This window comes from Pseudoneobacillus rhizolycopersici, from assembly GCF_054786815.1.
Window position 1 is genome coordinate 209,173 of sequence record NZ_JBTOOE010000003.1, and the last position, 22,434, is coordinate 231,606.

Consider the following 22,434-nt stretch of genomic DNA (forward strand, 5'->3'; position numbering starts at 1 on the left):
TTTTATTTTTACCAAGGAGGGTTTGTAATGATACAGATTAAAAGATTAGCAGAATGCACCTTAGAGGAAGGCGTTAAGGCTTGGAATGTCGGGTTTGAAGGATATTTTTTTGATGCCACGACAACGGTTGAGAATTTTTTGAATCGACTGGTTTTGGAAGGGCTTTCACCACGGCTATCAATTGTCGCGTTTATGGATGGTGAGCCGGTAGGGATTATTAAAAATGGTATCCGAACTTTCCAAGGGCAAAAAATCGCTTGGAACGGTGGAACAGGAGTCGCTACGGCCTACCGAAAGCATGGTGTAGGGAAGGCACTGATGGATGCGACACTAGAAATCTATCAGGAAGAGGGAGTCCAAATCGCAACATTAGAGGCGATTAGTGAGAATTCACGGGCGATTTCTTTGTATGAAAAAATGGGGTTTGAGATGATCGATGATTTGGAGTATTTACAACTGAAAGGTAGCTTGGACAAATCACCAATTGCCACGGTTAAAAATGAATATACCCTAGAAAAATCAATACCACAGCTTGTAGGTGAATTAGATTTTTACAAGGGATTAAACCCATGGCAAACCCAGTGGCAAAGTGCTAAAGAGAGTGAAGCGATCATCATAAAGGACCAGGAAGGTATCGCTATTGGATATGCCTACTATAGAAAAGTGTTCAACGGGAATGGCATACATGATCGAACGATTTTATACCAATGTGAAGCAGACCCTGCACGTGAAGATGGCAAAGAGATAGTTCTTTTGATGCTTGGCCATATTTTTGGTGATTTTGGTGATTCGGTTACAAGAATTATCCCTAATTTACCAATGACTCGCTCCCAGTTGACGGCATCGATTTTAAAAGAGATCGGCTTTGAAACGACGGTGAAGCAAGTTTATATGACGAAAAATATGTAATACTAGGTAAAAAGTGGGTCATGAAAAAAGGAGTATCATTGTTATGCCAAAGGTATCAGAGGAATATAAAGCAAAACGCCGCGAGATGATTTATGAATATGCATTAGAATGCTTTGCGGAAAAGGGCTTTCAACTAACAACGATGGATGATATTGTCAAAAAGTCCAATACGAGTAAGGGCTTTGTGTATAGTTATTTTAAAAGCAAAGAGGAATTATATGTTTCCCTAATGGAAGAAAAGACCGCTAACATGTTCGTTAAAATAGAGGACCGATTTAGGAAATTAGCGACGGCAAAAGAGAAGATTGCTGAACTATTTCATATTTATCGAAAAAATGGTGGAATGGAGAAATACAAAGTGATAACAAGGGCGCAGATTGAATACACGTTGTATTCCTCAAGGGTAGAGGAATTACAAAAGAATATGCGCGATCGCTTCGAAAAACAGCATCTTCCATTTATAAAGAGGATTATTTCAGAAGGGATCGCCAATGGGGAATTTAACCCAAATGCCAATCCCGAAATGCTGGCCTCGATGTTTTGGGCGAATATTGACGGAACTGCTTTACACAATGCCATTTTAGACAGCCATTACAAATATCAGGAAGTGTTAGCGGAAACGGAAAAAATGTTTCTTAAGTACTTAGAGATTGATTAGAAAAGGGGAAAACGATGAACAGTATCAAAAAGATTTCCAATGAGCAAATCGAAGAAATGGTTGGGTTAGTGGCAAATGCCTATACGGAATTCGAGTATCATATGCCGCAAAAACGTCAGTTGTTAACAGAACGCCTCCAGAAAATAAATGACGAGGATGAGACGGTCCATTTCTGGGGCTGTTTTCAAGAGGAAAAGATGGTTGGCTGTATGCGATTCCATGACTATACGATCAATCTTCATAAGAAAAAATTAATGGCCGGGGGAGTTGGCCTTGTTGCCGTTGACCTATTGCATAAAAAAGAGAAAGTCGCCAAAGAAATGCTGACGTACTTTTTGGAGCATTACCGCGATAAAGGGGCAAGTGTCGCGATGCTCTATCCTTTTCGACCAGACTTTTACAAAAGGATGGGCTTTGGGTTCGGGACGAATATGAATTTGTATAAAATTAAGCCAGAATATTTTCCGAAAGGACCATCAAAGCAACATATTCATTTTTTGACATCTGGGGATAGCGATAAATTGGTAGATTGCTATAATCAGTATGCGCTTTTGACAAATGGTTTGTTGGAAAAAACAAAGTTTGAGGTCGAGTCACTGTTTCGAATTCCTGAAAATCGGATCATTGGTTGTACCATAAACGGCGAACTACAAGGGTATTGCGTTTTCACGTTTAAAAGTGCGAAAAAGGACAATTTTTTACTGAATGACCTGATGGTAAAAGAACTTGTCTATCTCAATCAGGAAGCATTAAGCGAAATATTTACATTCTTCCATAGTCAGGCAGATCAAGTGAACCGTATTGTGATTAACACGCAGGAAGAAGACTTTTATTTTCAATTTTCCGACCCAAGAAATGGATCGGATAATGTCATTCCGTTCCTTTACCATGAAACGCATACCTCTGGAGTAGGAGTCATGTATCGGATTTTAGATGTGGATCGATTCCTAGGGGAGCTTGTCGGGGTTCAGTTTGATAGAGAATCTGTGACGATAAAATGGAATGTTGAGGATAACTTCTTGAGCAATAACCATAAGTCTTTTTATACGAAATTCACCGGAGGAGTGCTAGTGGCGACTGAAGCTTCTGAATGTGACGTGGAAGTGTCGATGGGGATTGCCGAGTTCTCCTCGCTAATGGTCGGTGCGGCAAACTTTCATTCTTTGGTTAAGTATGGGTTGGCAAAAGTGTCAACGGATCAGTTTGATAATAAGATTAATCGTTTATTTGCTGGCAAGAAACCGATTTGTTTTTCGGGATTCTAATCTAATGGTTTCGAGCAATTCGGACAGAGGTTTTTCTTGTAGTCCCGAGACACTTTCGTATTGCAATAAAGGCAACTTTTGATAAGGACTGGATTGTTGTCAAGGTCGTTGGAAAATCCAAAGCCAATAGAAAAGAACTTCAGCCCTTTACCGACTAGAAATCCTAAGACAGTGCCGGTAACAATGATCGTAAATAACATGGCCATTTTTCATCGCAACCCTTTAGGAAAAATTTTAGCTAAATAATACCATATTGGTTGGAAAATAGGTATTATGGAGACAAAATAGTTTGAGAGGGTGAGTGAGCTGGGAAGAATTATTGCGATTGGCGGCGGAGAAATTTCAGAATGGGAAACATTGCAGATCGATCAATATATTGTGGATCAAGCTGGAGTTGAATGTCCACGGGCCTTATTTATTCCGACGGCTAGCAGTGAGCCGGAGGGCTATATCGAAACCTTTCATCAGGTTTATGGTGAAAAACTAGGCTGCCAAACGGATGTACTTTTGTTACTAAATGGAAATTTAACGGATGAAGAAATTCGCGGTAAAATTCTGTCTGCAGACATCATTTATGTGGGTGGTGGTGACACTGGAATGATGTTGTCGGTTTGGAAGAACCACAGAGTAGATGAATATTTGTGGGAAGCCTATGCTGGTGGTAAAATTCTCACCGGCTTAAGCGCTGGATCAATTTGTTGGTTTAAATATGGTCATAGTGAAATTAGTGAAAACCCAATTGAATTTATTCGTTTGGAAGCGTTGGGATTGATTGAGGCGATCCATTGCCCACATTATAACGAGGTGGAGCGTCGTGTGGATTTTGACGAAATGATGCGTGGGTCCGAACTGGTCGGATTTGCGATTGAAGATCAGTGTGCGATTGATTTTTACGGTGATGGTAAGATTCGTGTGATAAAGGCAGCCAATCAAGCAAAGGCGTATAAAATCACAGCGGCAAACGGTGAAATTCACAAAGAGGAATTACTGGCTGAAAGCGTGTAAGGGACAAGACGAGGTGGTCTTGCCCCTTTTTATTGTTTCCCAAGGGATTATTACGCTTTCGAACCGGAATCCAAATCATTAAATTGCTTCACAATCCGTTCGAGAGCTTCTTTAATAATGGACCTAGGGGAAGGTATACAGATTCGTTGAAAATGCTGGCCTTCTTCGCCGAACATTTTACCATCTTCTAAAATGACATTGGCCTGATTATAAATGCGGTCGTGGACTTCTTCAGGGGTTATACCATACCCACTAAAATCTAGCCACATGACGTAGGTTCCTTCTGGAATGCGTACCTTTACCTTTGGTAGATTTTTAGCTAAGAAGTCTTTTACAAAATACATCGTTCCATCCAGATATTCCTTCAGTTGTTCCAGCCAATCCTCGCCTTCATTGTATGCTGCAATAAGTGCGGCAATCGTAAAGGGAGAGGCGAGTTGAAAGCCCATTGTTTCGATAAACTTACTCCTTAGGTATGGATTTGAAATGATTAAATTCGTGCAATGGAGTCCTGCAACATTAAACGTTTTATTAATAGCGGTGCAGGTGATTAGATTGCTATGATGATTGGTCACCTTTGCAATAGGTATAAAAGTCTGGTCTCGGCGAATGAGATCACCATGAATTTCATCAGCAATAATAATAACGTCGTGTTTTTCGCAAATTTCGGCTAGTTTCTGCAAATCTTCTTTTTGAAAAATTCTTCCCGTTGGATTATGAGGGTTACATAGAAGAAACATTTTAGTTGTCGGTTCCTTGGCTTTCTCCTCAAAATCAGCAAAATCAATGGAATAATATCCATCGTCATCCAAGAGCAGGGCATTATTGCGAACAACGCGTCCATTTCCCTCTATTGCTGCTGTAAACGGTGGATAAACTGGACGTTGAATGATAACCCCGTCACCAGGTTCAGTAAAGGCGCGAATCGCAATATTAATCGCATTGACTGTGCCGGGGCAATAAACGATCTCCTCTATTTTGATGTCCCATTCATGACGTTTCTTAAACCAGTGCTGGATAGCAAAATAATATTCTTCCGGAAAAATGGAATACCCATATATCCGGTGGTCGACTGTTCGTTTTAAAGCCTCCACCATTGGTTGGGGAACCGGCAAATCCATGTCCGCTATAAACAAAGGAATCGTATTTTCATCAAAACGGTCCGTTAACCCCATTTCCTTCAGAACAGCCGCGCCATCCCACTTCACCGAAAACGTATCCCGACGCTCAACAACTTCATCAAAATTATACTTCATCGCTGTAGCAACCCCCTTCATCATCAACATTAACATACAAAACCTAACTAAAATAATACGGCAAAACACCTCCAAACTCCTGCCACACTTTAGCACTTTAAAGTATGTGGGGACTGTCCCCACATGCTTTAAAGTGCTAAAGTGTGTGAATTTTTTCTTTTTTCTGGCAGGTTTTTTTGTTTCGTTTGCCGAAAAGAGTAGTGGTAAAAAGAGGGAGGGAATGGAGCATGGAAATAAAATATAGAGATGAAGTGATTGAAAATTTTCATGGGACGGAAGTGGCTGATCCTTATCGTTGGTTGGAGGATCCACAGTCGCCTGAAGCACTTGAATGGGTAAAGGGAATGCAAAAAGAGTATGAAACGTATTTCGCGGATACCGAACAGACCAAGCAGCAGGATAGAGAAAGATTAACGGAGCTTTGGAACTTTCCTAAGTTCTTTGTACCAAAAAAGGTTGCGAATCGATTGTTTTACCAGAAAAACGATGGACTGCAAAATCAAGCCGTTTTATATGTAAAAGAGTTAAATAGCGACGGGGAGAAAGTTCTAATTGACCCAAATCTTCTGAGCGAGGATGGGACCGTGGCCCTCACTAATCATGCTATTAGTAGCAACGCAGAATATATCGCCTACGCAACATCGCAAAGTGGTAGCGATTGGCAAATTATTCGTGTAAGAAAGGTAGAGACCGGTGAAGAGTTAGCTGACCATATTCAATGGGTGAAGTTTACATCCATTGCGTGGTCCCCAGACCATAGCGGATTTTATTATAATCGCTTTCCACAGCCAGGTACCGTTGGGGCTGATGAGGAAGGTTGTTACAGTAAGGTCTATTTCCATAAAATCGGTACGAGTCAGGATGATGATATTTTAATTCATGAACAGCCAGAGGACAAGGAGTTAATGTTTGCTCCGTTTATCTCAACCGATGAGAAATATGTTGGTTTGAATGTATTCTTCGGTACAGCTGCAGAAAATCGAGTCTATGTTAAGCCGATTGATTCAGAAGGACCTTTCATCCGTCTATTGGATAAACAAGATGCCGAATATCGTTTTATTGCCAATAGCGGCACAACCTTTTATTTTAAAACGACGCTTTATGCCCCAAAATCTCGGATTATTGCGATTGATATCGAGCAACCGGACTCAGAAAGATGGAAGGAGATTGTCCCTGAACAACAGGATGTGATGGACTTTGTACACTACTTTAACGGGCAATTTGTTGTTTCATTTTTACATAATGCTCATCACCAGATTCACATTTACCGATTAACGGGGGAAAAACAAGGGCAATTAGAACTTCCTGTCATTGGTTCACTAACTGGGCTAACAGGCAGTTCTGTTGATTCAGAGTTCTATTTTGGGCTTACATCATTTTTATACCCTACGATTGTTTACCGTTATGACTTGGAAAAGAACAACTTATCGGTATTTGCCCAATCCCAACTTCCGTTTGAGACCGATCAATATGAAACAAACCAAATTTTCTATACTTCCAAAGACGGTACAAAGGTGCCCATGTTTTTGACCCATCGAAAAGGGATCGCCTTGGACGGCCAAAACCCCGTCATTTTATACGGCTATGGTGGTTTTAATATCAGCCTTACGCCGAGCTTCATGCCAGCCATTTTGAGATGGATTGAAAAAGGTGGCATTTATGCAGTGGCTAATTTAAGAGGTGGTGCCGAATACGGGGAAGAATGGCATCAAGCGGGTATGCTTGAAAACAAGCAAAATGTTTTTGATGATTTCATTGCAGCAGGAGAATGGTTAATTGCTGAAAATTACACATCCAAAGAAAAGCTTTCGATTATGGGAGGATCCAATGGTGGCCTGTTGGTAGCGGCATGTATGGTTCAACGACCTGACCTGTATGGAGCGGTGATCTGTCGAGTACCGGTCATTGATATGCTTCGCTATCATAAATTTACGATTGGTCGCTTTTGGATTCCAGAGTATGGGACGGCTGAAAATCCGGAGCATTTTCCATTCCTATATGCTTATTCACCATTGCATAATATTAGAGAAGGGGAAACCTATCCACCTGTGTTGATTGCTACTGCGGAAAGTGATGACAGGGTAGTACCAGCCCACGCCAAAAAATTCGCAGCAACGTTACGGGAAAAAGCCAATCAGGACACAACCATCGTCCTACGCCTAGAAGCAAAAGCCGGCCACGGACTTGGCAAACCAACCAGCAAACTCATCGACGAATGGGTAGACTTCTACGCATTCCTACACAAAACACTATAACACTTTAATGCTTTAAAGCGTGTGGGGACTGTCCCCACTTGCTTTAAAGTGCTAAAGTGAAATTTAGTTGTTTACAATTTTTAGTAGTTGTGAGATAATAAGGGAAATTTTAAAGGGGGAAAGTAAGTTTATGGAACCAACTAATTGCTAATATTAATTTATTTTTAAATTAATAACGATTTTGTAATGAGTGTTAATTTGGCCTACTAGAATAGGTTTATTTGTTATGCTCTTTATGAATCAGGCAATTATGAAGGTAACTTACTTTACTAAAATCGGATTACTATTGAAGGTATTGGAATGATCGAAGGCAAACTATGTTCTTTTAGGTGTGCCCTCTATTTTCGAATGCTCTCAATAATATTATTCAGCGATTATTGTAGACTGTAAGAAGAAAATCTTCTTACGGTCTTTTTTATTACAAACAATTAAATAGTATCGAAGTTCTTCTTTGCCCTGTCCATAAAAGCGTGACGTCACAATATGGATGAAAGAAGGAATTATTTATGTTCGAATTAAAGTTAAATGGTATTAAAAAATATATGGAAGCAACATTAGTGTTAAAAAATATCACCTTTGAAGTTTTCCAAGGTGAAAAAGTTGGAATTGTTGGGGTAAACGGAAGTGGAAAGAGCACAATTTTAAAATTGATCGCTGGAATCGAGCCGATGAATTATTATCCAGGTTACCCGCAGACTTCAAGCTATGGCTATGATGAAGGGCTAATTAACATGTCTAGAGGAGCCACTTGCGCTTATCTCGAGCAATCACCTGTATATTCAGAAGGACTAAAGGTTATCGATGTCCTCAACCTAGCCTTTGAGGAAGTCGACTCCATCGAACAACAGATGCGCCAGTTAGAGGAACAAATGCAGACACTCGAAGGTGACGCGCTAGAAAAGGTGTTAAAAAAATATAGTGACCTCGTGCAACTATTTGAAGTAAAAGGTGGATACGAAAAGGAAGAAAAACTAGGCAAGGTGTGCACTGGACTTAAATTTACGGACTCCTTTTTAAACAAGAATTTCGACCTGCTGAGTGGCGGGGAAAAAACGACGGTTGTATTAGGAAAACTCCTCATACACAACCCAGATATCCTGTTACTCGACGAGCCAACCAATCATCTCGATATGGATTCCGTTGAATGGCTCGAGGGCTATTTGAAAAGTTACAAAGGGATGGTCATCATAGTTTCCCATGACCGTTACTTCCTAGACAATGTTGTCACAAAAATCGTTGAAGTGGAAGATATGGAATCAATCACTTACAAGGGTAATTACTCTGCTTATGTAACTCAAAAGGAAGAAAATCTACGGATTCAATACGAGCATTATCGTGAGCAGCAAAAAAAGATCAATAACATGGAAAAAACCGTCCTAAGCCTAAGAGACTGGGCAATGCGTGCGGACAATAACAAGTTTTTCCGCCGAGCGGCAAGCATCCAGAAAAAACTTGATAAAGTGGATCGCATAGATAAACCAGTATTTGAAAGAAAAAACATGAAACTAGATTTTAAAGCAACCGAGCGCTCTGGAAACGAAACAATCAAAGCAATCGCTGTTGCTAAAAGCTATCAAGACAAAGTCATTTTCAAAAAAGCTGAGCTACTTGTAAAGTATGGCGAAAGAGTCGGCCTGATTGGTCCAAATGGCAGTGGCAAAACGTCATTTCTCAAAATGCTCTTAGGCGAAGAACAGCCTGATTATGGTGTTGTCGAACTAGGTGCCAACGTGATGGCAGCGTATTTACCGCAGAAAATCAGTTTCAACAATGAAGAGCTAACGGTTTTGGAAACCTTTAGAGAAGACATTTCCATTCTTGAGGGGAAAGCCCGCGAATACTTGTCTAAGTTTATGTTTTACAAAAAAACGCCATTTAAAAAAGTCAAGCACTTGTCAGGTGGAGAAAGAATCCGCTTAAAGTTGGCGATGCTGCTTTATCAGGATATAAATCTATTAATCCTTGATGAGCCTACCAACCATCTTGATATTGATTCGATTGAAACACTGGAAGAGGCTCTTGAGGAATTTAAAGGAACGATATTCTTTATCTCCCATGACCGTTATTTTATCAATAAAATGGCCGAGCGGGTTATTGCGGTTGAAAATTACGGTTTTAAAAGCTATCTTGGCAATTATGACGAATATAAAAGTGTTCAAGAGCAGCTGTACAAACAACAGGAGCACACGGCACCGGTTGTAAAAGTCGAAAAGGAAAAGAAGTCTATCCCCCAACCTGTGCTAGGTAAAATTGATGAGTCGAAAACGTTAGCTAAAATCGAAAGTCTCGAAAAGGAGATCGAAGAAATGGATTTAGCGATGGCTTCTATTGCTATTGACGATTACGAAGAGCTCAATAAACTGTATAACCGAAAACAGGACTTAAGCAAACAATTAGATGAAGTGATGGGATTATGGATAGATATTTAGTCGATAAAACACAGAACATGGGACGATATAGCATCGTCCCATGTTCCTTAAAATATTGGTCGTAGCATCTTTTTTACCGGTTTGCTCGATAATAACACGACTAAGATGATGGAGATAATAAGTAAAACGACGATTTGCTCAGCATTATCCAGATACTCTGTCCATTTGCTATGGCGAAAAGTTTTTACAAAGAAACCATGTAAAAGGTAGACATAAAAGGAGCTGGCACCCCATTTAGTAAAGAAATATCTTCCTTTTGGGACCATTGCTAAAAAACAAATGGTCGCAACGATTGATAAACTATAAATGGCAAACCGAATGATCCCCCCAAATTCGTTCGTATCGATAAGGTCTCCGTAAGGCTTGGAGCCGAATAGCCATTTATAATTAAAGTCGGGTAGAAAATAGACGGCAATAAAAATCGATAGTAACACAAATAAGGACGGAATCTTAGCAGATCTGATTTTTTCGAAATGTTCTTTTTTTAAGAAGTAGCCAACTAAAAAAAATGGAAAAAACACAATTGTCCGGGATAGACTCATGTAGCTGTTAATTTCGTTCACATAGCCAATAATGATTCCAAGGACTACAGAACAACTAAGAGCATACCATGGTTTCCATTTACTAAATAGAAACAGCATAAGATTCCAGCAAAATAAACTTAGTAAAAACCAAAGGGACCAATGTGGTTGGAATGGATCCAATTCCGCTTTCTGTCCAGAATAAACAAAGTAAAAAATCGTATAGATTCCTTGAAAAATAATATAAGGAATGAGAAGTTTTTTAGTGATTTTCATTAAATAGCCTTTTTGCTGAAATCCTTTTGCAAAATAGCCAGAGATTAAAATAAACGCAGGCATGTGGAATGTATATATTGTCGTGTAAATGGTATAAATCAATTGATTTTCATGGACATAGGTTTGGATGAAGTGACCAAACACAACCAAGAAAATTAAAAACAATTTCACATTGTCATAGTAAGAATCACGGGTTTTCATGATGACCTCCCTAAGCTAATCTTATAGACTTTGTTATTCGCCTATAATTTTCGGGAGAGTAACTTCTGTTTCTGACCGTTTTAAAAGCATTGTAATACAATTGTCTTAAACTTACATTTTTGTTACAAATGTTTTACTAATATAAAAAATCCCCATGAACTCCAAGGGGATTTTTATATTATTTTACGATTTCGTTCCATTGCTTTTCAAAGTTGGCAAACGGGTCACCTGATTCTTTTGCGATGCTTACCTTGTTTGCATTCCACTTTTTATAAACGACATATAAAACATATGCAGCAGCAACACCGAGTAAAGCCGGGGCGTGTGAAATCACTGCTGAAAGAACCATTAAACCAAGAATACCGTAACCTATTTTACCGCCAGTGGATTTGGTCTTTAAAAATTGCTTTACAATCAAATAAAACAACAATAAACTAATCGCTAAACCGATAATCGGACCAATCGTGTGAAATAAAACAATCGCAGCAATGCCACCGACTAATAATAAACCAAATTTATTCATGATTTTTTCCTCCTTAGTTATCTTGATTACATCTTACCCCTTTTAAGCATTTCCAACATTGAGCCTTAGCTTTATTTTTATATCGGACTTAAGGCTTAGTCCATCTCAGTGAAAATATGGTAGTGACCATAGCTACACTACGCTATAAAAACGATCTGTTTTAATCCGTTCCTCAGCAGCCTTCAAAATCTGAATCCGCTCCTCTCGTCCTTCTACCTTCGCAACAATTAGTCTTGCGGTTTCGAAATTCATAATCACATAGCCACTTTTCTCGAAATAAAACGAATGGTGAACGAATTCCTTTACCTTTACTAGGAAGTAGACGGTATAGGAGTCGGTGGATGGCCAATACCAAGAGGCAAATGGAATCCTTGTGGAATCTAGTGTAATGCCCACCTCTTCCATAGCCTCACGGTCAAGTGCCTCATGAATCGTTTCATTTTCTTCTAGTCTACCGCCGATGGTCGTTAGAACCTGCTCGTCTTTATCCCAGGCCATTATCATCATCCCCTGTTCGGTGATTGGGATGCAGTGGACACCGGCAATTCTTTTATCTGTTGGTAATACATGAATTACTTTTATCATAGTTTTAACCTCCCTATAATAAGGCTCATCATTTTATTTCGATATTCCTTACCAAATTCCTTTAGAAAAGAGGAATATGCCAAGATAAGACTAGGTATCTTCTAATAATTGGATGGATAATGAAAGGGGGAAATAATAATGAAATTTGAGTTTTCGATTAATATCGATGCACCGAGAGAATTTGTTTGGCGGATAGCCCAAGACCCTGAACTTCGACCAAAATGGGACATCCGGATTGCGAAATATGTAGTTCATGGGGAGCAAAAAGAGGGGGCTGATGTGACTATTACATTTAAACTCGGATTCCTAAAACCTATTGGAAGGGCCAAATTTCTTAAGTTTCAAACACCAGAGCAATCCATTTTAAAAATCAGCCAAGTTTTGCCACAGCTACTACCAACAGGGGGTGGTACCTGGATACTAGAAGAAACTTCTACTGGCACAAAATTGACAACACGTTTTCTATTAGATACAGAGGGAATTCGCTCACCTGATTGGTTAACAAAGTTTATTGTAGCTCGGGATACAAAAGAGTCATTTCAAAATTTGAAGAAACTTGTGGAGGAGTTGTATGTGGTGAAATAAAGGATGGATAAGTTTGCTGAAGTATTATTTGAACCAGTTAAAGACATCTTCCTAGTAAAAAGGATTCGAAAGGCTCTTCATGAAGTCGTTGAAAGACAAATTGCAGGATAATAAGGAAGAAATGTCCTTCATGCGGAGGAGCTACAAATTTTTGCGGATAAGAACCAATAATCTGCGCGATATCAAACCTCCTTTTATTTTAAGCTGAATGTAGAGATAATCAGCTAAAAATGAATAGAAAGGTAGATGTTAATGAGTATTTTTTTATTACAGTGGGGTCTGTTTTCTTTTATGCTTGGAATCATTTTATCGCTGCCTCTTGCGGCTGTTCATTATCAGAAAAATCGCGTTGTTGCTAAAATAATAGTTAATTATAAGAAATTAAAATCTGCCCATACCGATTTTTTCATGCAAGCTTTTGCGGCTGGATTTGTTTATTTACTGGAATTTGCGCTAAAAATGGAGTTTCCTTTATGGGTAACCGCACCTCTTATTTTCGGAATCGTCATGAATCCGAAAATCTTATTATTAGAAGCCACACCATTCATTCGGGCAGGTTGGTTTAAGACAGTTTATAAAATCCTAAGGGGGATCAGTCCGACTTCGCTACTGCTTGCTTGGGGTGCAATTGCTTACTTATGTCTGCCAATCTATTTAACAATTGGATTGGTGGCAGTGAGTATAATTTGTGTAATTGTATTTTTCTATTTCAAAAATAAACAAGAGATACCAATAAGAAATAGTTATATCTCTAAATAGGTTTTGGAAGAGGTAGACTATACCTCTTTCTTTTTTTACCCTTATGGTTTATATGATAAAATTGGTAGATATTAGTTCTACCAAACTGAAGGGTATATATTCAAAAGAGGGGTCAGGTATGATTTCGGAATTAAACAAAGCGATTCCAATATTATTAAGAAAAGCAAGGGGCATACGCATCTTGCTTTGACTTTAAAAGGAGGCATAGGAACTAGTGCCGGCCCCGTCCTCCTTCTTATCACGAAATTTAATGTTATACATTTTTTTATCTGCAAGGTGAAGTAGGTCAGCAAAGGCGGTGGCATCTTTTGGGTAAAAGGAAGTCCCAATGGAGAGGCCAATGTCGATTACGGAAGTTGATAAATTTTTTAGCTCCTTTTGGATTTTGCTGACGGTTTCGTGAACCGAATTGATATTTTGTAAATTTGGTAGCACGATTAGAAATTCATCGCCGCCCCATCTTGCAACAATATCGTTCTTTCTTACGCTATTTGTTAACACGTTTGCAATCAGTTTTAAATATTTATCTCCCTCATTATGTCCATAAGAATCATTGATGAGCTTGAAATCATTGATATCAAGGAGAATAAAAGCAAGCTGCTGGCCTTTCTGGTCCGTTTTGGCAATTAATTTTGGGAGCTTAGCCTCGACAAATCGTCTGTTATAGATTTCTGTAAGGGCATCCTTTTCAGAAAAAAACTTGGCTTGATCATATTTTTTACCGAACACCCAGGCGAAACTAAGCAGAACCGGGAAACCGATGATTTCCAACCCCATAATGTAACCTTCACGGAAATAGTGAAATCCAGTATAAACGAAATGGATAAACAAAACTGCTAAGCTTGTGTATATTCTTCCTTTATAACCCAATTTCACTCACCATCCTTTACTATTTATTAACTAATGATAGATTTGAATTCAGCAACGCCGGTGTTTTCGTGAAATTTCAAATTCATGACAAACGCGTTTTTTTCCTGTTGATTGTCAAATAAACTGAGAAAGGCATCCGCAATCTCTGGGTCGAATTGGCTGCCTTTGTTTTTATTAATTTCTAATAGAGCGCTTTCAATATCCATCTCCTCGGAATAGACACGTTTGGAAGTCATGGCATCAAAGGTGTCAGCAACCGCGATAATCCGTGCAGCCAGTGGGATTTGTTGCCCGCGTAAACGATAAGGATATCCAGTTCCATCGTACCGTTCATGATGGGATATGACGATGTCCAGCACCCCGTTATCCTTAAATTCTGAGATATGCTTGATAATATTATAACCAATCAATGGATGTCTTTTGATGATTTGATACTCTTCATCGGTCAATTTGCTAGGTTTTAAAAGCATGGCCTCCGGTATGCCAATTTTTCCGATATCATGAAGGATCCCACCAATATAAATCGCTTCGCATTCCTTTTTCGATAGTTTCATCTTTTTCGCGATTTCCAACGCGTAGCGCGCCACATTTTGCGAGTGATTAGAAGTGTAGGTATCCCTTGAATCCAAGGTTTTAGAAAGGGCAAAAATTAGGGCAAGCTTATCCTCTCTTCCCTTTTGTATATGCTCCATTAATCCCATAGATATGTAGAGGATTAATAGATAAGTAAATTCTATGATTAGAAAGGAAATCAGAGGGGCTTGGCCAGGAATGGCAAGGTACCGGCTAAAAGCTCCTATAGTTGTTAAGCCATATAAAATCCATTTGGACTTGTTATAAAAGCCAATCCCTAAAAAAATCGTAGCAATGATATAGAAAACATAAACATTTTCAAGACCAATTTTAAGATAGTTTGAAAAAATGTTGTATAACACACAAAGGAAGAAACCATAGCGATAATAATGAGGGTTTTTTAACCATTTGTGGAAATGACTTTTCATCGTAACTCCTCCTTTTGTCATGACATTGTTCATCTTAGTTGCTATTAGCTAGGAGTAAATATAGGAGTATTTTACTATATAAATCTTGAAAATTGATTTTGTTCACGGAATCGTTGAAAAATAGACAAAATTTAAGTGAGGTATTTAACGGCAAAATCTTAGAGTATATGAATTTTCCCAACTTAAAACAATATTAGAATAGGATAAAATGAATAAAGCAAGGTTTATAATAGGCTGAAAAAGGTGATAATAAAGTAAGGTTTCTATATTGCCAAATTCCTTTTGTTCCAATGGGTGAATACGTATTCATTTTGGCTTGAAAATAAAAAATAATAGGTTTTATTCTATTAGAAGTCATATTTCACCACTTTGTTACATATAGCCTGTTTACTAGTATCTGAAGTTTTCCCAATCCTATTTTTTCTTCTACCCCCATAAAGTTTAACTGTGGAATACCACTACAAAACTTTTAAGGAGTGAAGGATGTTGAAAAAGCAAGTTTTAACAGGAGTGCTAGCTTTAGGACTAATGGTGGCGGCAGCGCCGAATGCGTTTGCGAAGGGGGATGTAGAGTTTCGATATAAGCCGATCCCTCAGCTGCCGTATTTAAGTGAAGTACTAGAAATGCAACCGGATGTAACGGAAGAGGAATTAATGGTAGATGTTAGAGCGCTTGCAGAGAATATGGGCGAAACGGAAGAGGCAGTTTTAGAAATGATTTACAACGAAATGAACGCCAATCATGAAGCTGGTGTTATGGAAGAGGAATCGGTTAAAGCTCTCGGTAGCTCAGGTGGAACCGTATCGGTAGGAACTAGTTCAAAAGGGAACTTCTTCTATACGGCATCCTATACTGCTTATTTAAATCATGGACATGTTGGAATGTACTATAGCAGTGGGACAATAGTAGAGTCTGTTCCTTCTACAGGGGTGCGGACGATTTCTACGACGAATCGTTTAGTAGATAAGGGGGCTGCTGTTGTAAAGTCAGTTACAACAACATCAACGAATAAAACAAACGCAGCTAACTGGGCATATAGCCGTGTAGGGATAGATGCGTACTCTTACAATTTCGCTAATAATCGTAACACTTCCCACTATGGCGATAAAAACTGCTCCAAGTTAATTTGGTCTGCTTACAAGTTGAACGGCGGATTAGATTTAGATGTAGATGGCGGTTTTGGTGTTTACCCAAGAGATGTGCGTGATGCGAAACAAACAGCAGTAGTTCGTAACATTTAAAATTCAAAAGAGGTAATAAGTTCGGTGACTTATTGCCTCTTTTTTAAAAAAAGGAGCTAATAATGAAAAAACTATTAATTATTGTACTAATTGGACTAGTGATTGGAATAGGCGTATTTATTTGGAAAGGTAAATCCAGTAGCATCGCGGATAAGGGCTTGCTGCTTACTGAAGACCAGTTAAAGAATCCGGAGTTTTTGACCGATAAACAAGCAGTCCTCTATTACTCTACTACGGCCGATCAAGACTTCGATAATAAAGGAGTAAGTCTAGCTATTTTCATTGATGATGAGGGCAAGGCGACTGCTTATCAGATGAAAGGGTTGGAGCTGGGTTCAGTAGCACAGGGAGAAAATAAACTGTTATTGACCGATAAAAACAAAATTACTTTATTAGGTGATCACTACAAGTCTTTCCCGCAAGAGAAACCTCAGTATACCGGCGAGCGCACTGGTTATTTAAAACAAGATGATGTTTTTTTTAGTATTTACAATACGGGTGTCAATTCGCAAACCGGGTCCTATGATTCAAATGTGTTATTTGGGAATGAATCGGGATTCCAATTTGATAATATACCGCATTATATCCTTACTTCGGGTGTTACGAATTCATTAGTTCCGATTTTAACGTACGATGTTGAAAAGAATCTTTATGACTTACGTGAAGTTGCTTTCAGTGGAAAAAAACTGTCGATTACAGACGTTGTTCGTTTACAAAACAAAGAAAATTACGAGTACGCAAACTTATCCCCGATTGTCACCGATGAGGAGTTTTATTATTTTGTTCTAAGTGAGTTTACAGGTGAAAATAGTGGGAATGTCGTCCTCTTTAAAATAAATAAAGAAACAAAAGAGCAGGTGAAGATCCAAATAGCTCAATATGTGGATAGTGAAAAAACGTTCACTTCGATTCCGTTTAACGTCAAGAGTTCAGCCTATGTATTGGATGGGGATTTTTACTATATAGACGGATTAGGAGATGTTTATAGGTTGAAGAAGGGTTCGGCTGAGGTGGAAAGAAAATTTACAATCGATAATCCCCCAAAAGACGGTGTACGGCACGGAGAGGGAACTTTCTTTCACGATGGCCAATTACACATTCTGCGAAACGAAATAAAATCAAACAAAGGTTTTCATATTGAAACATACTCGCTAACGAATGGCAATAAGGAGGCAGAAACACTAATCGAAAACATTAACGAAATCCTCTCCCAAATCAAAGACAAATCCCTCCACACCTACGACTTCAAAACCCTTTAACCCTTTAAAGCATGTCGGGACAGTCCCCACATGCTTTAAAGCGCTAAAGTGGTTTTCCGGTTTATGTGGAAGTGCTGGGAAAAGTTTGTAGTGAATTAGGCCTCTTTAGTCTATACTATCATTGGTGATGTAGATGATAAGAAGAATGGATGATGAATTAAAATCGCTAGTCATAGAGGCTAAGAGCGTTACAAAGGACGGTAAGGTTGCTAATTATATCCCAGCCCTTGGAAAGGCTAATCGGGATGACTTGGCAATTGCGATATACTGTCCGGAGGGAGCATGCGCCTCAGCAGGTGATATTGAAAAAAGGTTTACCCTTCAAAGTATTTCAAAAGTGCTTACTTTAGCGCTTGTTTTGATGGACCAAGGTGTGGAGTATGTTTTTGAAAGGGTTGGGATGGAGCCCACGGGGGACCCATTCAACTCTATTGCGAAACTAGAAACCATGGCGCCATCGAAACCATTGAACCCTATGATTAATGCGGGGGCACTTGTTGTGACCCATATGTTAAAGGGAAGTTCAGTAGAAGAAAGAATACAGCGCCTTTTAGCCTTTACTCAAACTCTAGCAGGTAATAGTGGGGTTGGATGCAATCAGGAAATCGCCATATCTGAATTTGAGACGTCTTTTCTTAATCGGTCCTTATGCTATTTTTTAAAGCAACATCGCATTATTAATGAAGATGTTGAACAGTTGATGGATTTATACACGAGGCAATGTGCCATCGAAATGAACTGTTTGGACCTGGCTAGGATTGGCCTTGTATTTGCAAAGGACGGTGAGGATCCGCTAAACGGGAAATCAATTATCCCTCCCGAAGTTGCTCGCATTTGTAAAACCTTTATGGTCACCTGCGGAATGTATAATGCATCTGGAGAATTTGCTATTAAAGTTGGAGTTCCAGCGAAAAGTGGAGTTTCCGGTGGGATTATGGGGGCAGTCCCTGGTCAATACGGCATTGGTGTATTCGGTCCATCACTAGACGATAAAGGAAACAGCATCGCCGGAATCAAACTACTTCATACCCTCTCGCAAAAATACAATCTAAGTATGTTCTAAGAAAAGGTAGCCACTTTAGCGCTTTAAAGCAAGTGGGGACTGTCCCCGAGTTTTTTAAAGCACTAAAGCACTAAAGTGCTTTAGTGTTTTAAAAAATATACTTACTTTAAAGCGCTAAAGTTTTTTTTATATCCGGTAGCGGGATAGGTGGGTGAGAAATTGGTGTTGTTTGGTGTGTTTGTATTTCATGATGGCGTAGGTGTACGCTTGTGGTAGTTCGAAGGTGTGAACGGGAACTTGTAAAAGGCTCCCTTCAAGTAGTTCCCTTCTCACTGTTGAAATGGGTAAAAACGACACTCCTAATCCTTCGCTAATGAATCTTTTGGAAATGTGGACTTGTGAAACCTTCATCATTCTTGCTTTTGGATAGTTATATTTAATATTTCTACAAAGGTCCTCCCAATAATCCGGGTGATTGTGAGTAAGAATCATGTTTGTTGTAAGGAAATCCTCCTCATCAAGTGGCGGTGCACTTTCTGCATCCTTGCCATCATGAGGAACCACTAGAATGATTTTATCTTGATAAAGTAATTCCGAAGTCAAATCAGGATGGATACTTCCTAAACAGGATATTCCGAGATCCACTTCATCATTTATGACCGCATTTTCGATTTCCTTTGACTCGATTATTTGAACCGAAATCTCCACAGTTGGATTTTGCTGTAAATACGATTTCAGAATAAAAGGAAATATCGTATCGGCAATCAGTGGGGAAACGGCCAAAGAGAGTTTGGTGGAATAACCTTGACTAAAGGATTGTAGGTCCTCAAGCCCTTGCTGGTAAAACTCGATTAACTGTTTCGCATGCTGCAAATAGCGTAACCCTTCCTCCGTTAGTTTCACTTTTTTTCCATCTCGATTAAATAATTTAACACCCAAATCCTTTTCCAATTGTTTAATATGAACCGTTACAGACGGCTGGGAAATGTATAATAACTCAGCGGTTTTGCTAAAATTACCGCAGTTGGCAGCTGTTATGAAGGTTTGAATCCAACTCAATTCCATAATGTAGAACCCTCCTCTATGATTAAAATAATTAATTAAATCTATTAAAAATCATTAGTATTCTTAATAATATCCATATTATACAATATTAGTAAGTTGAGAAAGGGGGAAATGCAAATTGATGAACCAAGGATTGAAAGGGATTGTTGCTGCTGAAACGTGCATTAGCGATATCGATGGAGTAAAAGGGAAGCTGATTTACAGAGGCTATGACATTATTGAAATTGCAAAATCCTACTCTTTTGAAGAGACGGCCTATTTATTATGGTACGGAAAGTGGTCGAATGAGGCTGAACTTTTACAATTAAAAGAGGAATTGGTGCGAAATCGAGAGCTCCCATCACATATTGGCCAATTAATAAAGAGCCTTCCTGCCGAGATGGATATGATGAGCGTGATAAGAACATGTATATCTGCGGAAGGATTATCTGGATACAATTGGAAACCAACGGTATTGCAAGCAATTAGGCTAACTGCCTTGATTCCGACGATTATTGCATTCAGAAAGAGAATATTAGAAGGAAAACCGGTTATGCACCATCGGTCGGATTTGGATCATGCTGCCAATTATTTGTATATGCTAAGCGGAGAATTGCCATTGCAAGCCCATGTAGAAGCGCTCGAAACGTATATGATTTTAACGATGGAACATGGGATGAATGCCTCGACATTTTCTGCTCGAGTGACTGCTTCAACAGAATCTGATTTAGTCTCAGCTGTTACCTCTGCGATAGGTACGATGAAAGGACCGCTTCACGGTGGAGCCCCCACGGAGGTAATTGATTTATTAGTTGAAATGGCAAACCGAAATAGGGAAATTGAAATGGTTCTTCGTGAAAAATTAGCCAGGGGAGAACGGTTAATGGGATTTGGACACCGAGTCTACAAGACTAGGGATCCAAGGGCAATGGCGTTAAAATTAAAGCTTTCTGAGTTGGTTGGAAATGACCCATGGTTTGACCTAGCAGTAAAAGTCGAGGAAATTGGCGTCAAGCTACTCGAGGAATATAAACCTGGTCGCTTGCTCTATACAAACGTTGAATTCTATACAGCCGCCATCATGAAAGCCATCCGAATGGAGCCAGAACTCTTCACGCCAACCTTCACGGCGAGTAGAATAGTTGGTTGGAGCGCACATGTACTAGAACAAGCCGAAAATAACACTCTCTTCAGACCACAATCCACCTACATCGGCCCAGTCTACTCAGTATAAATAAGCATTTTTCCAACACTTTAACACTTTAAAGGATGTGGGGACTGTCCCCACATCCTTTAAAGCGCTAAAGTGTTTTTTTGTCATTGCCGTTGATGCTGTAGCTGACGGTGAGTGTAGCGTTTAGGGAGTGGGAGACAGAGCAATATTTGTCTTTGGATAGTTCGATTGCCCGAACGACTTTTTCCTCCGGGAGGTCTCCTTCTAACGCATAGTGAATGTGAATGACGGTAAATCGTTTCGGATGTTCATCTGCCCGTTCACCTTCTACTTCCATGTGGAAGGAAGTTGGTTCTAGACGCATTTTGTGCAGGATGGAAATGATGTCAATTCCTGTGCAGCCGGCGACGGCATGAAGAAGTAATTCGGTCGGTCTCGCCCCGCTATTTTCCCCTCCAAAATCCCCTGCAGCATCCATATTGATTTCGTGTCCAGACGGAGTTGTTCCAGAAAAGGCCATTTTTCCATTCCAATTGATTGTTGATTTCATTTTTTTCCTCCTAACATCTTGAACTACTGTTAAATTTACCATTTTTAAAAGATTGATACCAAAAAAATACATGTATATTTTTGTCAACACCTCTTGGAATTTGTTATAGTTTTAATTGGAAGCAATCCGAACCTTCTACTGCTTCCTGTTGGATAAAAATTAGATTAAGCAAGAGACTCGTCCCCTTGCTTTTCAAGGAGGCTGAATGATGAAAAAAATAGTCAATTTAGATAAAATAACGGTTTTTCAAAGTGCACTTTTTCAAACGAATTCGACTGTAATCGAAACGGATGATAGTGTAATTGTGGTGGACCCGACATGGTTGCCGAATGAAGTCGAGGAAATAAGGGAATTTGTTTATGCCATAAAAGGGTCTAGACCGGTATATTTGATTTTTACCCATAGTGATTGGGATCATGTTATCGGATACCGCGCATTTCCTGAAGCGATTACAATCGGTAGCGAAGAAATGGCGAATACGGAGTTAAAACAAGACATTCTCGATCAAATTGATAAATTTGACCAAGAATACTATATTAGTAGAAATTATGAATTGGCCTATCCAACCATTGACCACCAAGTTCGACAAGATGGAGAAACATTAAAAATTGGCGGCACTAAGCTAACTTTCTACAAAGCAAAAGGACATACCGATGACGGAATTTTTACCATTGTCGAACCACTAGGGGTATGGCTAGCAGGGGACTATTTATCAGACGTAGAACCACCCTATATTTATTCAAGCAGCGTCAACTATGAGCAGACGCTAAAAATGGTCCCGAGCATTTTGGAAGAATTCCAAATTCGATTCATGATTCCGGGGCACGGCAATGTTGCTACAACCGTTGAGGAAATCATGTGCAGACAAAAAAAGGGTCAAGCCTATATTACAGATTTAAGAACGGCGCTTGCTGCGGGGGCATCTGAGGAAGAGACCATAAGACTCATAGACGGCTACCCGTTCCCAAGAGGCACAAAGCCGTTCCATCTAGGTAATGTAAAGTTAATGAAAAATGAATCAAATTAAAAGCGCCTAGCTTTTAACGAAAATTGGAGGAAACTGT

21 protein-coding genes are annotated in these 22,434 nt (G+C 39.3%); 13 read left to right on the forward strand and 8 right to left on the reverse strand.

Annotation, left to right across the window (positions count from 1 at the left end):
• Positions 1-27 precede the first annotated feature (27 nt).
• The 4 genes from ACX9YW_RS05400 (at position 28) to ACX9YW_RS05415 (ending at position 3,837) form a co-directional block, all read left to right on the forward strand.
• Positions 28-909, forward strand: a complete 882-nt coding sequence (locus ACX9YW_RS05400) for a GNAT family N-acetyltransferase (protein ID WP_460342949.1) — start codon at positions 28-30, stop codon at positions 907-909.
• Between the two features lie 43 nt (positions 910-952).
• On the forward strand, positions 953-1,567 hold the full coding sequence (locus tag ACX9YW_RS05405) for a TetR/AcrR family transcriptional regulator (protein WP_460342952.1): 615 nt from the start codon (positions 953-955) through the stop codon (positions 1,565-1,567).
• A 14-nt stretch (positions 1,568-1,581) separates the two neighbouring features.
• A complete protein-coding gene (locus ACX9YW_RS05410; protein WP_460342955.1) occupies positions 1,582-2,832 on the forward strand; it encodes a GNAT family N-acetyltransferase in 1,251 nt (416 codons plus the stop codon).
• Positions 2,833-3,129: 297 nt separating this feature from the next.
• Positions 3,130-3,837, forward strand: a complete 708-nt coding sequence (locus tag ACX9YW_RS05415) for a Type 1 glutamine amidotransferase-like domain-containing protein (protein ID WP_460342958.1) — start codon at positions 3,130-3,132, stop codon at positions 3,835-3,837.
• A gap of 50 nt (positions 3,838-3,887) precedes the next feature.
• Here ACX9YW_RS05415 and ACX9YW_RS05420 read toward each other — a convergent pair whose 3' ends face one another.
• Positions 3,888-5,093 carry a MalY/PatB family protein gene (locus ACX9YW_RS05420; protein WP_460342961.1) on the reverse strand — a complete coding sequence of 402 codons (1,206 nt, stop codon included), beginning with the start codon at positions 5,091-5,093 and terminating at the stop codon, positions 3,888-3,890.
• 227 nt (positions 5,094-5,320) lie between these two features.
• Between ACX9YW_RS05420 and ACX9YW_RS05425 the strand changes: the two genes are divergently transcribed.
• Together ACX9YW_RS05425 and abc-f are read left to right on the forward strand one after the other, a co-directional pair.
• Positions 5,321-7,348: a prolyl oligopeptidase family serine peptidase gene (locus tag ACX9YW_RS05425; protein WP_460342964.1), complete on the forward strand. Its 2,028-nt coding sequence runs from the start codon at positions 5,321-5,323 to the stop codon at positions 7,346-7,348.
• Positions 7,349-7,854: 506 nt separating this feature from the next.
• Complete coding sequence (gene abc-f / locus ACX9YW_RS05430) at positions 7,855-9,777, forward strand: ribosomal protection-like ABC-F family protein (RefSeq protein ID WP_460342967.1); 1,923 nt, start codon at positions 7,855-7,857, stop codon at positions 9,775-9,777.
• A gap of 47 nt (positions 9,778-9,824) precedes the next feature.
• Here abc-f and ACX9YW_RS05435 read toward each other — a convergent pair whose 3' ends face one another.
• The 3 genes from ACX9YW_RS05435 to ACX9YW_RS05445 all read right to left on the reverse strand — a co-directional run bounded on the left by ACX9YW_RS05435 (position 9,825) and on the right by ACX9YW_RS05445 (position 11,883).
• Positions 9,825-10,775: an acyltransferase family protein gene (locus ACX9YW_RS05435; protein ID WP_460342970.1), complete on the reverse strand. Its 951-nt coding sequence runs from the start codon at positions 10,773-10,775 to the stop codon at positions 9,825-9,827.
• A 178-nt stretch (positions 10,776-10,953) separates the two neighbouring features.
• Positions 10,954-11,298, reverse strand: coding sequence for a lmo0954 family membrane protein (locus tag ACX9YW_RS05440; protein ID WP_460342973.1), 345 nt, complete (start codon positions 11,296-11,298; stop codon positions 10,954-10,956).
• Between the two features lie 132 nt (positions 11,299-11,430).
• Positions 11,431-11,883, reverse strand: a complete 453-nt coding sequence (locus ACX9YW_RS05445) for an NUDIX hydrolase (RefSeq protein ID WP_460342976.1) — start codon at positions 11,881-11,883, stop codon at positions 11,431-11,433.
• 138 nt (positions 11,884-12,021) lie between these two features.
• On the opposite strand from ACX9YW_RS05445, the gene ACX9YW_RS05450 reads away from it, so the two are divergent.
• Entirely contained in the window at positions 12,022-12,468 is a 447-nt protein-coding gene (locus tag ACX9YW_RS05450) for an SRPBCC family protein (RefSeq protein WP_460342979.1), read from the forward strand.
• A gap of 252 nt (positions 12,469-12,720) precedes the next feature.
• Positions 12,721-13,227 (forward strand): hypothetical protein, encoded by a 507-nt coding sequence (locus ACX9YW_RS05455; RefSeq protein ID WP_460342982.1) that lies wholly within the window; start codon positions 12,721-12,723, stop codon positions 13,225-13,227.
• Positions 13,228-13,419: 192 nt separating this feature from the next.
• Here the strand turns inward: ACX9YW_RS05455 and ACX9YW_RS05460 are convergent, their stop codons facing one another.
• Both ACX9YW_RS05460 and ACX9YW_RS05465 read right to left on the reverse strand, forming a co-directional pair.
• On the reverse strand, positions 13,420-14,103 hold the full coding sequence (locus tag ACX9YW_RS05460) for a GGDEF domain-containing protein (protein WP_460342985.1): 684 nt from the start codon (positions 14,101-14,103) through the stop codon (positions 13,420-13,422).
• A gap of 20 nt (positions 14,104-14,123) precedes the next feature.
• Positions 14,124-15,098, reverse strand: coding sequence for an HD-GYP domain-containing protein (locus tag ACX9YW_RS05465; RefSeq protein ID WP_460342988.1), 975 nt, complete (start codon positions 15,096-15,098; stop codon positions 14,124-14,126).
• Positions 15,099-15,581: 483 nt separating this feature from the next.
• On the opposite strand from ACX9YW_RS05465, the gene ACX9YW_RS05470 reads away from it, so the two are divergent.
• The 3 genes from ACX9YW_RS05470 to glsA all read left to right on the forward strand — a co-directional run bounded on the left by ACX9YW_RS05470 (position 15,582) and on the right by glsA (position 18,662).
• On the forward strand, positions 15,582-16,340 hold the full coding sequence (locus ACX9YW_RS05470) for a YiiX/YebB-like N1pC/P60 family cysteine hydrolase (RefSeq protein ID WP_460342991.1): 759 nt from the start codon (positions 15,582-15,584) through the stop codon (positions 16,338-16,340).
• A 62-nt stretch (positions 16,341-16,402) separates the two neighbouring features.
• Positions 16,403-17,599 (forward strand): YycP family beta-propeller protein, encoded by a 1,197-nt coding sequence (locus tag ACX9YW_RS05475; protein ID WP_460342994.1) that lies wholly within the window; start codon positions 16,403-16,405, stop codon positions 17,597-17,599.
• A 133-nt stretch (positions 17,600-17,732) separates the two neighbouring features.
• A complete protein-coding gene (gene glsA, locus ACX9YW_RS05480; protein ID WP_460342997.1) occupies positions 17,733-18,662 on the forward strand; it encodes a glutaminase A in 930 nt (309 codons plus the stop codon).
• Positions 18,663-18,788: 126 nt separating this feature from the next.
• Here glsA and ACX9YW_RS05485 read toward each other — a convergent pair whose 3' ends face one another.
• Positions 18,789-19,667 carry a LysR family transcriptional regulator gene (locus tag ACX9YW_RS05485; RefSeq protein ID WP_460343000.1) on the reverse strand — a complete coding sequence of 293 codons (879 nt, stop codon included), beginning with the start codon at positions 19,665-19,667 and terminating at the stop codon, positions 18,789-18,791.
• A 121-nt stretch (positions 19,668-19,788) separates the two neighbouring features.
• On the opposite strand from ACX9YW_RS05485, the gene ACX9YW_RS05490 reads away from it, so the two are divergent.
• A complete protein-coding gene (locus tag ACX9YW_RS05490; protein ID WP_460343003.1) occupies positions 19,789-20,880 on the forward strand; it encodes a citrate synthase/methylcitrate synthase in 1,092 nt (363 codons plus the stop codon).
• Between the two features lie 67 nt (positions 20,881-20,947).
• Here ACX9YW_RS05490 and ACX9YW_RS05495 read toward each other — a convergent pair whose 3' ends face one another.
• Entirely contained in the window at positions 20,948-21,370 is a 423-nt protein-coding gene (locus ACX9YW_RS05495; RefSeq protein WP_460343006.1) for an OsmC family protein, read from the reverse strand.
• A gap of 205 nt (positions 21,371-21,575) precedes the next feature.
• On the opposite strand from ACX9YW_RS05495, the gene ACX9YW_RS05500 reads away from it, so the two are divergent.
• A complete protein-coding gene (locus ACX9YW_RS05500; RefSeq protein WP_460343009.1) occupies positions 21,576-22,397 on the forward strand; it encodes an MBL fold metallo-hydrolase in 822 nt (273 codons plus the stop codon).
• The last annotated feature ends 37 nt before the right edge of the window (positions 22,398-22,434 follow it).